The organism is Dactylosporangium cerinum (genome assembly GCF_042653625.1).
Classification (GTDB): domain Bacteria; phylum Actinomycetota; class Actinomycetes; order Mycobacteriales; family Micromonosporaceae; genus Dactylosporangium; species Dactylosporangium cerinum.
The window spans coordinates 67,126-80,564 of the sequence record NZ_JBHSIU010000121.1 but is presented as its reverse complement, the minus strand read 5'-3'; the positions used below and the strand labels follow the sequence as shown (position 1 = coordinate 80,564).

General features: G+C 73.5%; 9 protein-coding genes. 4 read left to right on the top strand and 5 right to left on the bottom strand.

The window, feature by feature from the left end:
• Positions 1-6 precede the first annotated feature (6 nt).
• The 5 genes from ACFPIJ_RS57115 to ACFPIJ_RS57095 form a co-directional block, all read right to left on the bottom strand.
• Entirely contained in the window at positions 7-747 is a 741-nt protein-coding gene (locus ACFPIJ_RS57115) for a class I SAM-dependent methyltransferase (RefSeq protein ID WP_380127966.1), read from the bottom strand.
• Between the two features lie 122 nt (positions 748-869).
• Positions 870-2,060 (bottom strand): ABC transporter permease, encoded by a 1,191-nt coding sequence (locus ACFPIJ_RS57110; protein WP_380127965.1) that lies wholly within the window; start codon positions 2,058-2,060, stop codon positions 870-872.
• The gene (locus ACFPIJ_RS57105; RefSeq protein ID WP_380127964.1) at positions 2,057-2,710 is read right to left on the bottom strand and encodes an ABC transporter ATP-binding protein; all 654 of its coding nucleotides are present in this window, start codon (positions 2,708-2,710) and stop codon (positions 2,057-2,059) included. The genes ACFPIJ_RS57110 and ACFPIJ_RS57105 overlap by 4 nt, the downstream gene beginning before the upstream one ends.
• A complete protein-coding gene (locus tag ACFPIJ_RS57100) occupies positions 2,707-3,729 on the bottom strand; it encodes a peptidoglycan-binding protein (protein WP_380127963.1) in 1,023 nt (340 codons plus the stop codon). The genes ACFPIJ_RS57105 and ACFPIJ_RS57100 overlap by 4 nt, the downstream gene beginning before the upstream one ends.
• A gap of 23 nt (positions 3,730-3,752) precedes the next feature.
• Positions 3,753-4,280: a hypothetical protein gene (locus ACFPIJ_RS57095; protein ID WP_380127962.1), complete on the bottom strand. Its 528-nt coding sequence runs from the start codon at positions 4,278-4,280 to the stop codon at positions 3,753-3,755.
• Positions 4,281-4,401: 121 nt separating this feature from the next.
• Here ACFPIJ_RS57095 and ACFPIJ_RS57090 point away from each other — a divergent pair, with 121 nt between their 5' ends.
• The 4 genes from ACFPIJ_RS57090 (at position 4,402) to ACFPIJ_RS57075 (ending at position 13,419) form a co-directional block, all read left to right on the top strand.
• Positions 4,402-5,703 carry a sensor histidine kinase gene (locus tag ACFPIJ_RS57090; RefSeq protein ID WP_380127961.1) on the top strand — a complete coding sequence of 434 codons (1,302 nt, stop codon included), beginning with the start codon at positions 4,402-4,404 and terminating at the stop codon, positions 5,701-5,703.
• Positions 5,700-6,359 (top strand): response regulator, encoded by a 660-nt coding sequence (locus ACFPIJ_RS57085; RefSeq protein ID WP_380127960.1) that lies wholly within the window; start codon positions 5,700-5,702, stop codon positions 6,357-6,359. Before ACFPIJ_RS57090 ends, ACFPIJ_RS57085 begins: the two co-directional genes overlap by 4 nt.
• Positions 6,360-6,449: 90 nt before the next feature.
• Positions 6,450-6,965, top strand: a complete 516-nt coding sequence (locus tag ACFPIJ_RS57080; RefSeq protein WP_380127959.1) for a hypothetical protein — start codon at positions 6,450-6,452, stop codon at positions 6,963-6,965.
• A gap of 91 nt (positions 6,966-7,056) precedes the next feature.
• Positions 7,057-13,419 (top strand): SDR family NAD(P)-dependent oxidoreductase, encoded by a 6,363-nt coding sequence (locus ACFPIJ_RS57075; protein WP_380127958.1) that lies wholly within the window; start codon positions 7,057-7,059, stop codon positions 13,417-13,419.
• Positions 13,420-13,439 lie beyond the last annotated feature (20 nt).

The window sequence follows — 13,439 nt, the reverse complement described above, 5'->3', positions numbered from 1 at the left end:
GCTCATTCATGAGCGACGGGCGATAGTGATGATTTCTCGACTGTCGGCCGTGATCGGTCCTCCGTCCCAGTCCCCGTACTGGGCCTCGATCGTGAACGCTGCATCGGCGAGGAACGTGTTCAGCGTCGCAACGTCGAGGAAGCGCAGGCTCGCGCTGTCGACCCGCAGCACCGTTCCGTCAGGCTCGGCCGTCGTGCCGTGGAACGTGACCACGTCGTCGAGGACGGAATCGACGTCGTGCCAGACGCGAAAAGCCCGGCCGGTGGCGTCGACGAGTTCGACAACATCGTCGGGGTTCGACCGCCTCCACTCCTGCCAGGCTTTGACCTGCGGATGGCGTGTCTCGAAGGCGAAACGACCGCCAGGCCGCAACGCCGCACGGATCGCGACGAGCGACGCGCGCACATCGTTGTCGGTGACGAGGAACTGGAAGGCATGGCCGGTCATCGTTGCGAGATCGAAGTTGGCGTCCTTCGGGGCGTCGGCCGCGGTGCCCTCGACCCACTCGACGTCGGCCCGACGCCGGGCGCGCTCCAGCGCGACCCGGTCGGGGTCCAGGCCGACCAGCCGGCCGCGATGGCCGCGCGCACGTGCCAGGTGCAGCATGGCGCCGGTCCCGCAGCCGATGTCCAGGACCGATGCCGCGCCCATGACCAACGGGTAGTAGAAGTGGTCTTCAGGATGACGGTCCGGATCCCATGGGTTCAGCAGGTCATACAGGGCGGCAGCGTCAGCATCCGAGAACACTGCGACAGTGTCCGTTCCCCTGAGAGCCGCCATCAACCGTTTACGCCTGCGGCCTGCTGCAGCGACCCGCCGACACCCCGCCGCAGCCGTCCGGTGATCCGACGCGGCCAGCACGGGGAGATCTATGCTCCGAGAGCCTCCGTGGGGGAGATGCGGGCGGCTCGCCACGCCGGATAGACGCCGGCGCCGGCCCCGATGAGCACGGTGGCGAGCACGCCGCCGACGGTGGCCCAGGCCGGCACGACGACCGGCCAGGTCTGATAGGTCGAGTACGCCGCGGTGGCCAGGATCCCCAGGAGTACCCCGCCGACCCCGCCGAGCGTCGAGAGCAGGAGCGACTCGGCGAGGAACTGGAGGCGGACGTGGTGGCGGGTCGCTCCGAGCGCTCTGCGTAAGCCTATCTCCGGGCGCCGTTCGAGGACGGATATGATCATGGTGTTCGCGACGCCCACCCCGCCGACCAGCAGCGCCACCGCGCCCAGTCCGAGCAGCAGCGCGTTGAGCGTCGTGTCGGTGGCGTCCTTCGCCGCGAGTGCGTCCGACGGCCGTGACACGTCGACCTCGTTGGGACGCTCCGGGTTGGCGGTCGCGGCCAGGATTGCCCGCACCGCGACGACCGCGTCGTCGCGGGTGCGCGTGAAGATGGTCGTCGGGTATCCGTCGAAGCCCAGTTCCGACACGGCCACCGGCCAGCCGACCAGGGCCGCGTAGTCCAACTCCGGCGCGAGCGCGACGGGGTTGAGCACACCGACGACGGTGAACCACCGGTTCCCGAGCCATACCTGCACGCCGGGGGCGGCCTTGGTGACACCGAGGCGTTTCGCGGCGCCGGCGCCGAGGACGACGGCCGGGAAGCGCGCGGTGGCGGCGTTGAGCCAGACGCCGTCGGCGATGCTCGCGCCGACCGTGTCGAGCAGGTCGGTGCGGGTGGCGGCCACCGTCACGTTGCCCGTCTGGGCCGGCGGTATGCGGTCGCTGCGGTACACGTGCGCCCCGTCGAGCGTGGCCGTGGCCGTGACGGAGCTGACCGCGCCGATCCGACCGATCATCGCGACCGCGTCGGCGGGCAGGTGCGACGACTCGCCGCCGAGGTTGTGACCGGGCCCGACCGTCAGGAGGTTCGTCCCGAGCAGGGCGAGCTGCCGGTCGAGGCTCTCCCGGCTGGAGCTGGCGACGCCGACCACGCAGACCATGGCGGCGATGCCGATCGCGATGCCCACGGCGGAGAGGAAGACCCGCAGCGGCCGGGTCCGCAGTCCGGCCGCGCCGACCCGGACCACGTCGCGGGGCAGCAGGCGAGACGGGGCGTTCATGCCGTCACCCGCCCGTCCCGCATGTACACCCGGCGGTGCAGGCCCGCGGCAATGTCTCGATCATGGGTGATCACCACGATGGTCGTGCCTCCGGAATGCAGTTCCCGTAGCAGGTCCATCACCTCCGCGCCCGAGGTGGAGTCGAGGTTGCCGGTCGGTTCATCGGCAAGCAGCAGATCCGGATCGCCGACGACCGCCCGGGCGATCGCCACCCGCTGCTTCTCACCGCCGGAGAGCTGATGCGGGCGATGAGCAAGGCGGTGTCCCATGCCTACCCGCTCCAGCGCGTCGCCGGCGCGGCGTCGCCGCTCGCGCAGGCCGATCCCGGCGTAGAGCAGGCCGTCGGCGACGTTGTCCAGCGCGGGCACGCCCCCGGCGAGGTGGAACTGCTGGAAGACGAAGCCGATGGTATGGCTGCGCAGCGCGGCCAGCCGGTTGTCGGAGAGTTGGGACAGGTCGTTTCCGGCGATGGTGACCGTGCCCGTCGTCGGCAGCTCCAGCGCCCCGATCAGGTGCAGCATCGTCGACTTGCCGGAGCCGGACGGGCCGACGACGCCGACCAGTTCACCAGGGTCGATGGTCAGCGACACCTCGCGGAGCGCCTCGACCCCTCCCGGGTAGGTCTTGCCCACCCGCTCGAGCGTGATCATGACGGCACGACCACGAGGGTGCCTTCGGCGATGCCGTCCGCGGTGATCTGCACCTTGCCGTCCGCGAACATCCCCAGGTGCACGGCGACGTCGTGGATGCCCGAGCCGGTCATGACCTGCACCCCGTAGCCGCCCTCGGGGAGCACGACCAGCGCGGCGACCGGGACGGCCAGCACGTTGTCCAGTTTGGCCGAGACGAGGCTGACCACCACCGGCGCCTGGTCGAGCGGGCCCAGCTTGGACTGGTCGGCGATGGCGACCGTCACGTCGATCGTGGCCGGTTGGTGGTCCGCGCCGGCGGTGGCGACGGCGCCGACCTTCGTGAGCGTGCCGTCGACCGTCTTGCCGTCCGGCAGCGTGACGGTCGCGGACAGGCCCGGGCTGACCAGGCTCTGCAGCGTCACCTCAAGGGCGATGGTGACGACCCTGGTGGTGCCGGCGTAGGCCAGCAGCGGGCCGCCGGCTTGATCACCGAGGTGCGCGACCACCTCGGAGACGCGCAGCCCGGCGGGCGCGATCACCATCGCGGCCGGGTCGATGACCCCGGTCTGGACGAGTCCGAGATCCTTCTGCCAGCGCCGCACGGCGTTCGCGGTTGTCGATGTGTAGCTCCTGTCGACGGTGTAGCCGGTGTAGCCCAGGGCGGCGAGGTTCTGCTCGATCTCCTGCACGTCCTCGCCGACGTCTCCCGATCGCAGCGTCCGGTAGAGCGGAAGCGAGCCGTACAACAGCGGTATGGCCCGGTTGTCCGCCTTGTAGACAGGTTGGCCGCGGGTGATCGTCGCGCCCGGGGCCGGCAGCCAGGTGATGGTGCCGTGGCCCGGGGCGTTGATGGTGACTGGTGCGCCGTAGCCGAGCACCCCGTTCACCTGCTGGGTCCTGATCAAGGTGGTCCGGGTGACCGGGGTGGTCGTCGCCGGCAGATGGGCGGTGTCCGACGGGGTGGCCGGGTTTCGGCCACCGAATCCGATCGCGGCGGCCGCCACGGCGCCGGCGACCACGACCGAGGAGCTGGTCACGAGCGCGATCCGAAGCGGTTGCTTCACTTGGTGCCGCCGTTGGCGCTCGCGGGCAGTTTGTCCCGGCAGGCTTCCATCGCGGCCTTGTAGACAGGGTCGTTGTCGGCCTCGGCCCGGGTGGCGTTCGCGAGCCGGCCGTGAATTTCGATCTTGCCGATGTCGGCCCCACTCGTCTCCGGATCCGACATGTCGATGTCGTGGGCACGCATGCACACCGCGAACGCGCGCAACTGCTCCAGTTCCTGCGCGTTCGGGGGCGGGTTGAACACGCCGCCCGGCAGGAAGTGCTGGCACGCCTGGGTCGCGACGTCCCAGGGAGAGCCCCGCTCATGGGAGGAGGGGGGCGGAATCCGGAGTTCGCCCGTCGCCGGATCGGGGTCCGGCACGTTCTGGCCGTGTTCCCGCATGCATTTCGCGAAGTTCAACAGGGCGTTGGCGACCTCGGCGGCCTCCGCCGACGCGCGGGCCTTGGCCGCTGGGGAATCGTTGGCGGGCTTGGTGCAGGCGGTCGCCAGCATGATCCCGCACAGCAGCACGGGCATCGCGAGCATTCGTCTCATGGTGGTCCACGGTGCGCCCGGAGCGGGTGTGCCGTCGTCTGACCGTGCTCATAGTTCCGCGTACGAGCACGGTTGGATGTCTCGGGCCTCCCGCATGGCTAGCATCAGGCCCATGCGTCGTCCAGCCGGCTGGCATTTCTTCGTCCACACCGGGCGGAGTTACCTGCTGTCGGCCCTCCTGGCGGTGGTGCTGCTGGCCGCGGCGGCCTACCTGCCGCCGTCCGGTGGGACGAGCCTCGGCCGCTCCGGCGAGAACGTCAGCGCCGTGCCGTACTGGTGGCTGTTCGCCGTTGCGCTCTTCGCCGCGCTGTTCGTCCAGCACCGGTGGCCGTTGCCGGCGCTGGCGCTCGCAGTGGTCGGGGCGGCCGGGCACCTGTACTACGCGAGTCTGGAGGTCGTCTCGCTGGTCGACCTCGTCGTGGCGATCACGCTGTTCACCGTCGCCAACCGGGCCCGCGCCCGGTGGACGGCCCTCGCCGTCACCGGCGTGCTGCTTGCCGGCATTTTCCTGATGAACCTCCTCGTCCTCAGCGCGGCGCCCGGCGCACAGCCGGCGGCGGCGGACGGCCAGGCGATCCCGGTGGGGACCGTGGCGAAGGAGAGAACCCAACGCAAGCCGTGGCCGGCCATCCTCGCCGGCGCCGCCGGTTACGGGACGGGGATGATGCTCGTCCTCGCATCCGCCGCCGCGCTGGGCGAGAGCGCGCGCGCCCGTCGCAGGTATCACGAAATGGCCGAGCAACGCGCCGCGGACCTGGACCGGGACCGGCGTCGCCAGGTCGAGCTCGCGACCGCGGCCGAGCGGGCCCGGATCAGCCGGGAGCTGCACGACGTCGTCGCGCACAGCCTGACCGTCATCGTCGCGCAGGCCCAGGCGGCCGGCGCTACCCAGCGCCGCCGGCCCGAGCTCAGCATCGAGGCCATGCAGGACGTGGTCACGACCGGCCGGGCGGCACTCGCCGAGATGCGCCGCCTGCTCGGTTCGATCGCCGGCTCCTCCGACCGTGAGGGACCCGGCCTCGACGGGCTGTCGGAACTCCTGGACCGGGTCCGGGCGGCCGGGACACCGGTCCGGCTGGGCATCGACGGCCAACCGGTGCCGCTTCCGCCGGCCATCGACCTGACCGCGTACCGCATCGTGCAGGAAGCCCTCACCAACACGCTCAAGCACGCCCCACCCGGCGCCCGCGCGGACGTGCGGCTGGCGTTCGCCGCCGACCGCCTCGACGTCGAGGTCACCGACGACGGAGCCGGCCTCCCGGTGGTGCCGGCGCCACCGGGAGGCAACGGGCTGCGCGGCATCACCGAACGGGTCGACCTGCTCGGCGGGCGGGTGACGGTCGGGCCGCGCCCCGACGGCGGATTCGGTGTCCAGGCGTCCCTGCGCCTCGACGAACCGGCTGCGGGCCGATGAGCGAGCCGATCCGGACCCTGCTCGTCGACGATCAGACGCTGCTGCGCAAGGCATTCCGCGCCACCTTCGGCGAGACCGACGACATCACCGTCGTGGGCGAGGCCGCCGACGGCGCGGCGGCGGTCGACCTCGTCCAGCGCGTCCGCGTCGATGTCGCGGTGATGGACATCCGCATGCCCGGCATGGACGGCGTCGAGGCGACCCGCCGGATCCGGGCGCTGCCCGACCCGCCGCGCGTGCTGATCCTCACCACGTTCGACCTCGACGAGTACGTCTACGCCGCGCTCCGGGCCGGCGCCAGCGGCTTTCTGCTCAAGGACGCGCTCACCGAGGACCTGCTGGCCGCCGTGCGGACCGTCGCCTCCGGCGAGGCGGTCACCGCGCCGACGATCACCGCGCGCCTCATCGCGCACTACGTCAATGCCGCCTCGCCCGCGCCGGTCCGGCCCGAACGGCTGGCGCCGCTGACCGCTCGGGAACGCGACGTGCTGACGCTCATCACGTGGGGCCTGTCCAACACCGAGATCGCCCGGAAGCTGCACCTGACGCCGGGGACGGTCCGGACACACATCAACCGCATCTTCGGCAAGTTGCAGCTCCGCGACCGGGCACAGGCCATCATCCTGGGCTACGAATCCGGTCTGGCACCGCGATGAGCCGGTAGTCGTCGACCAGGCATCGACTGTCGACGACTTGTCTGACCATGCAAACTGGCGCACACTCCGCAAATTTTGTGCAGGCGACGCGTGATCCGCCAACCGCGCGACGCCGCTGCGGACAGCGCGGCGACGATGCCGTGGGCGCGGGCGGCGGCCAGGTCGCAGATCGCGCTCATTGACCGATTGCTACGTATATTCCCCCAACAATGCCCGCTGCAATCCATTTCCCGGTATTCACCGCAGCAATTCAGCAGATCCAGCGACGCGCTCCACGCGGCTCCTATCACCGTCGATGCAATCGCGCCACCCGTGGAGACCTACGTCACGCCGACACACGGAAGCGGCTCCCACCGACCAGCCCTCAATGCGACCGGAGCGACCCACGCCGCGCGCCGGAAGCGCCACGAGCTGCCGAAACTGGCCACGCTGGAGCCACGTGCAGCGACTGTAGCCAATATGTGGCGTCATCATGACGGGAGTGTTGCATTTCCCGTGCCGCCGCCGCACCCGGCCGGCGCGAAGTGGGGTCCGACGTCGGAAAACATCACTTCCGAGCAATGTCTTGATCCACGCATGACGATCAGCCCGCGATTCAAACATTGACTTTTCCTATCGGAAAGATAGGATTACTGGTGCCGGTGGCGGGGAGTGTCTCGCCACCGGCCTCATATTTGCCGGATTCGCGGTGATGGGAATGCCTGTGGACGTCAACCTCGCTCCGATCGCGGTCGTCGGGATCGCCGCCCGCCTGCCCGGGGCACCCGACCCGGATGCCTTCTGGCGGCTGCTGTCCGACGGTCGCAGCGCGATCGGCACGCCGCCCGCGGCGCGCCAGGCACTCACCGGGTCGCGCCCCGGCGGCTGGCTCGACCGGGTCGACACGTTCGACGCCGACTTCTTCGGGATCTCACCGCGGGAGGCCCGCCACCTCGACCCGCAGCAGCGGCTGATGCTCGAGCTGTGCTGGGAGGCGATCGAGGACGCCGGCATCGCACCGGCGCGGCTGGCCGGGTCCCCGGTCGGGGTGTTCGCCGGGGCGATGGCCACCGACTACGCGACCCTCGCCGCCCGGGCCGGCGCCGCTGATGTCGACCGGTTCACCCTCACCGGGCTCAACCGGGGACTGCTGGCCAACCGCGTCTCATTCACCCTCGGGCTGCGCGGCCCGAGCTTCACCGTGGACGCCGCGCAGGCCTCGTCGCTGGTCGCCGTCCAGCTCGCCGTGCAGAGCCTGCGCCGCGGCGAGAGCGACGTCGCCCTCGCCGGCGGGGTCAACCTCAACCTCGTCGCCGACAGCACCCTGGCCGCCGAGGCGTTCGGTGGTCTGTCGCCGAACGGGCGGAGCGCCACGTTCGACGCAGCTGCCGACGGCTACGTCCGCGGCGAGGGCGGTGCCGTGGTGCTGCTCAAGCCCCTCGACCGGGCGCTCGCCGACGAGGATCCGGTGTACTGCGTCATCCTCGGCGGCGCGGTCAACAACGACGGCGCGACCGCGGGCCTGACCTTACCCGGCGCCGCCACCCAGGCGGCCGTGGCGCGCGCGGCGCTGACCGACGCCGGGGTGCGACCGGCCGCGGTGCGTTATGTGGAGCTGCACGGCACCGGGACGCGGGCCGGCGACCCGGTGGAGGCCGCGGCGCTCGGCGAGGCGTACCGCGCGGACCGTCCCGCCGGTGAGCCGCTGCTGGTCGGGTCGGCCAAGACCAACGTCGGGCACCTGGAGGGGGCGGCCGGCGTCGTCGGGCTCGTGAAGGTGGCCCTCGGCCTGGCCCGCGGTGTCGTGCCGGCCAGCCTCAACTTCACCACACCCAACCCGGCCATCGACTTCGAGGGGCTGCGGCTGGCCGTGGCGCGCGAACCGGTCCCCTGGCCCGCGGGCGGCCTCGCCGGGGTCAGCTCGTTCGGCATGGGCGGCACGAACTGCCACCTCGTGCTCGGTGGTCCGCCGCCCGGCCCGGCCGATCGGCACCCGGCGCCCGCGACCGCCACCTGGGTGGTCTCGGCCCGTTCCACGGCCGCGCTGCGGGAGCAGGCCGGTCGCCTGCACGCGGCGTTGTCCGCCGACCCGGCACTGCGGATCGACGACGTCGCGCTGACCCTCGCCACCGGGCGCGACCGGTTCGCGGTCCGGGCCACGCTGCACGGCACCCGCGCCGAACTGCTCGACGGTCTCGCGGGTCTCCGCGACGGTGCCGCACCGTCCACATCGGACCCCGGTGCCGGGCCGGTGACCGGCGCACGCCGGGTCCGGCTGCCCACGTATGCGTTCCAGCGGCAGCGGTACTGGCTGGGCGACGACACCCCGGCAACCGCTGCGCCGGCCGGCGGCGACCTGCGGGTGCTGGTGCGCTCGGTCGCGGCCGACGTCCTCGGGCACGGTGACGCCGCGGAGGTCGACCTCGACCGGCCGTTCCGCGACCTCGGCCTGGACTCCCTCGGCGGCGTCGAACTGGCCGAACGCCTCGCCGCGGCCACCGGGCTACCGCTGACCGACACCCTCGTCTACGAGCACCCGACGCCGGCCGCGGTCGTCGCGCACCTGACGACGCGCACCACCGGCACCGCTGCCACCGGCGAGGACGAGCCGCGGCCGGCGACGGCACCGGCCGGCGACGATCCGATCGCCGTCGTGGCGCTGGGCGGCCGCTGGCCGGGCGGCGCCGACTCGCCCGAGGCGCTGTGGCGGTTGCTGCAGTCCGGCACCGACGTCATCGGCGGCTTCCCCATCAACCGGGGCTGGGACGTCGACCGGCTCCACGACCCCGAGCCGGGACGGTCCGGCCGGACCTACGTGCGGCAGGGAGGGTTCCTGTATGACGCCGACCGCTTCGATGCCGGACTGTTCGGGATCGCCCCGCGGGAAGCCGCCGCGATGGACCCGCAGCAGCGGCTGCTGCTGGAGGTCGCGTGGGAGACCTTCGAACGCGCCGGACTCGACCCCGCCCGGCTCCGGGGCAGCCGCACCGGCGTCTTCGTCGGGCTCACCTCGCACGACTACGGGCCGCGGCTGCACCGGGCGGCGCCCGCGGCGCAGGGCTACGCCCTGACCGGCAGCACCGTCAGCGTCGCGTCCGGCCGCCTCGCCTACGCGCTGGGGCTGCAGGGCCCGGCCATCTCGGTCGACACCGCGTGCTCCTCGTCGCTGGTGGCGCTGCACCTCGCCGCGGCGTCGCTGCGCGCCGGCGAGTCGGACCTGGTGCTGACCGGCGGCGCGGCGGTGATGGGCGCGCCGGGCATGTTCACCGAGTTCAGCCAGCAGCGCGGCCTGGCGCCGGACGGCCGCTGCAAGCCGTTCGCGGCGGCCGCCGACGGCACCGCGTGGGCCGAGGGCGTCGGCCTGATCGTCCTCGAGCGGCTCTCCGACGCCCGGCGGCTCGGCCACCCGGTGCTCGCGATCCTGCGCGGCACGGCGGTCAACTCCGACGGCGCGTCCAACGGCCTGACCGCGCCGAGCGGCCCGGCGCAGCGGCGCGTGATCCGTCAGGCCCTGGCGGCCGCCGCGCTTGCACCGTCCGATGTGGACGTCCTGGAGGCGCACGGCACCGGCACGACCCTCGGCGACCCGATCGAGGCGCAGGCGGTCCTCGCCACATACGGCCAGGACCGGCCGGCAGATCGTCCACTGTGGATCGGGTCGGTGAAGTCGCAACTCGGGCACACCCAGGCGGCGGCCGGCATCACCGGGGTCATCGCGATGGTCCTGGCGATGCGCCACGGCGTGCTGCCACCCACGCTGCACGTCGACGCGCCGTCACCGCACGTGGACTGGTCCTCCGGGTCGGTGCGGCTGCTGACGGCACCGACGGCCTGGCCGGTGGTGGACCGGCCCCGGCGGGCCGGGGTCTCGTCGTTCGGCATCAGCGGCACCAACGCCCACGCGATCCTGGAGCAGGCGCCGCCCGCCGCACCGGCACCCGCACCGGTGGTGCGGGCGTTCGACGGCCCGGTGCCGCTGCTGGTCTCCGCCGCGGGTCCGGCCGCGCTGGCCGAGCAGGCCCGGCGGTTGCACGACGCGCTGGTCGCCGATCCCGGCCTGGACCTCCTCGACGTCGCGTGGACGCTCGTCACCGCCCGGGCGAACCTCGACGAGCGGGCCGTCGTGCTGGCCACGGACCGTGCCGAGGCGGTGCGGGGCCTCGCCGCCCTGGCCGGCGGAGCCCAGGACGGGCTCATCCGCGGCACCGCAACGCAGGGCCGGCTCGCCGTGACGTTCACCGGTCAGGGCGCGCAGCGCGCCGGCATGGGTCGTGAGCTGTACCAGCGCTATCCGGTCTACGCGGCGGCGTTCGACGCCGTGATCGACGCGCTCGACGAGGGGCCGGCGGTGCGCCGGGCCGTGTTCGACGGCACGGACCTGGACCGGACCGACCGGACCCAGTCCGCGTTGTTCGCGGTCGAGGTGGCGCTGCTGCGCCTGCTGGAGTCGTGGGGCGTGTCCCCGGACCTGGTGGCCGGGCACTCCGTCGGGGAGATCACGGCCGCGCACGCCGCCGGGGTGCTGAGTCTGCCGGACGCGGCGCGGCTGGTCAGCGCCCGCGGCGGACTCATGGCGAGCCTGCCGTCCGGCGGGGTGATGCTGTCCGTCGCCGCGGGTGAGGCGGAGGTGCGGGCCGTGCTGCCGCCGGGGGCGGGCATCGCCGCCGTCAACGGGCCGGCCGCCGTCGTCGTGTCCGGTGACGAACCGGCCGTGCACAAGGTCGCCGAGCACTTCGAGGCGCAGGGCCGCGCGCTGCGCCGGCTGCGGGTGAGCCACGCGTTCCACTCGCATCACATGGACCCGATCCTCGAGCAGTTCCGGGCCGTGGCCGGCCGGCTGGTGCCCGGCACCGCCCGGGCTGCGGTCGTGTCGACGGTCACCGGCGGGCCGCTGACCGCGCCGGACGCGAGCTACTGGGTGCGGCAGGTGCGGGAGCCGGTCCGGTTCGCCGACGCCGTCACCGCCATCGCCGAAGCGGGCGTCACCGACGTGCTGGAGCTCGGCCCCGACGCGGTGCTGACCGGCCTCGGCCGGCAGGTGCCGCTGGAGCGGGCGCCCCGGTTCGTCGCGGGCCAGCGCCGCGGCCGGCCGGAGCCGCAGACACTGCTGGAGGCCGTGGCGCGGTTGCACGTCCACGGCGTGTCGGTGGACTGGACGGCGCTGTTCGAGGGCGTGCCGGCGCGCCGGGTGGACCTGCCGACCTATGCGTTCCAGCGGCAGCGGTACTGGCTGGAGGACGCCGACGACGCCGCACCCACCTGGTGGCACCGGGTCGCCTGGCGGCCGCTGCCGGAGACTCCGCGGTCCGCCGCCGACGGGACCTGGCTGATCGTCGTGCCGGACGGTGCCGCGCCGACGCCGCAGGCGGCCGCGCTGGCCCGGGCGCTGCCCGGCGACATCGTCTCCCCCGCCGAGGCGGCCACCGCCGACCGCCCCGCGGGTGTGCTGTCGCTCCTCGCCCTCGCCGACGACGGGCTCGCCGCCAACCTCGCGCTGGTCCAGGCACTGTCCGGGGTGGACGCTCCACTGTGGATCGCCACCCGCGGCGCCGTGTCGACCGGCCCCGGCGACGCTGTCACGGCGCCGGAGCAGGCGGCGAACTGGGGCCTCGGCGCCGTCGTCGCCCTGGAGCACCGGGACCGCTGGGGCGGGATCATCGACCTGCCCGCAGCGGGCGACGAGACCGACCAGGTGGCGGCGGCGCTGCGCGGGCGGCACGGGGAGACCGAGCTTGCGGTGCGGCCGGGTGGCGTGCTCGTGCGCCGGCTGGAGGCGCTGCCGGCACGGCCCGCACCGGCGGGCACCTGGCAGCCGGCCGGCACGGTCCTGGTCACCGGCGGCACCGGCGGGCTCGGCGCCCACGTGGCCCGGTGGCTCGCCGCCCGCGGCGCGCCGCACCTGCTGCTGGTCAGCCGCCGCGGCCCGCAGGCGCCCGGCGCCTACGCGCTCGCGGCCGAGCTGACGGCGGCCGGCACCCGGGTCACGATCCTCGCCCTCGACGTCACCGACCGCACGGCCCTTGCCGCGGCGGTGTCGGCGCTGCCCGCCGAGCACCCGCTGGACGCGGTCGTGCACACCGCCGCCGTGCTCGACGACGCCCTCGTCGCCGATCTGACCCCGGACCGGCTCACGGCCGTGCACCGGGTGAAGGCCGGCGCCGCGGCGGCGCTGCACGAACTCACCCGCGACCGGGCGCTCTCCCGGTTTGTGCTGTTCTCCTCGATCGCCGGCACCGTCGGCCTGCCCGGGCAGGGCAACTACGCACCCGGCAACGCCTACCTCGACGCCCTCGCCGCGCACCGCCGCGCCGCGGGGCTGCCGGCCACCGCGATCGGCTGGGGCCACTGGGCCGGCGACGGCATCGCGGGCGACGGCGCCCGGGACCACCTGCGCCGCCAGGGCCTCACCCCGATGGACCCGGCCGCGGCACTGGCGGCACTGGCCGAGGCCCTCGACCACGACGACCACGCGCACGTGGTGATCGCGGCCGCCGACTGGGACACCGCACAACGGGCGAACACCCGGCCGGTGCTGCGCGGGCTTGCCCGTGCCGGCGAAACCGCCACCACGACAGCAGCGCCGGGCGACGTGCAGACCGGCGTGCAGGCCGACACGGCCGGCCTGAGCGGGACCGACCTGCGCCGGACCGTGCTGGACCTGGTGCGGGAGCACGCCGCCGCGGTGCAGGCGCACGCGTCCGGCGCCGCCGTCGACCCCGGCAAAGGCTTCCGCGACCAGGGTTTCGACTCCCTCGCCGCGCTCGAACTGAGCACCCGGCTGGCCGGCGCGACCGGGCTGCGGCTGCCGGGATCGGTCGTCTTCGACCACCCCAACCCGGCCGCGCTCGCCGAGCACCTCGTGCGGCTGCTGCGGCCCGAGGCGGACACCGACCCGATCGGCGCCCAGCTCGACCGGCTGGAGGAGGCCCTGGCCACCGCCCCGGACCGGCAGGCGGTGGCGCAGCGGCTGTACAGGCTCGCGGACCGGCTCACCGAGGAGCCGGAGACCACGGGTGACCTCGACGACGCCAGCGACAGCGAATTGATCGACTTCATCACCAACCAGCTCGGCATCTCCTGACCGTCCCCAGACTCCGCACG

What these genes read in the sequence shown, in the direction of transcription:
- ACFPIJ_RS57110 (WP_380127965.1), bottom strand. Translation starts at nt 2,060, where the DNA reads ATGAACGCCCCGTCTCGCCTGCTGCCCCGCGACGTGGTCCGGGTCGGC.
- ACFPIJ_RS57105 (WP_380127964.1), bottom strand. Translation starts at nt 2,710, where the DNA reads ATGATCACGCTCGAGCGGGTGGGCAAGACCTACCCGGGAGGGGTCGAG.
- ACFPIJ_RS57095 (WP_380127962.1), bottom strand. Translation starts at nt 4,280, where the DNA reads ATGCTCGCGATGCCCGTGCTGCTGTGCGGGATCATGCTGGCGACCGCC.
- ACFPIJ_RS57090 (WP_380127961.1), top strand. Translation starts at nt 4,402, where the DNA reads ATGCGTCGTCCAGCCGGCTGGCATTTCTTCGTCCACACCGGGCGGAGT.
- ACFPIJ_RS57085 (WP_380127960.1), top strand. Translation starts at nt 5,700, where the DNA reads ATGAGCGAGCCGATCCGGACCCTGCTCGTCGACGATCAGACGCTGCTG.
- ACFPIJ_RS57075 (WP_380127958.1), top strand. Translation starts at nt 7,057, where the DNA reads ATGCCTGTGGACGTCAACCTCGCTCCGATCGCGGTCGTCGGGATCGCC.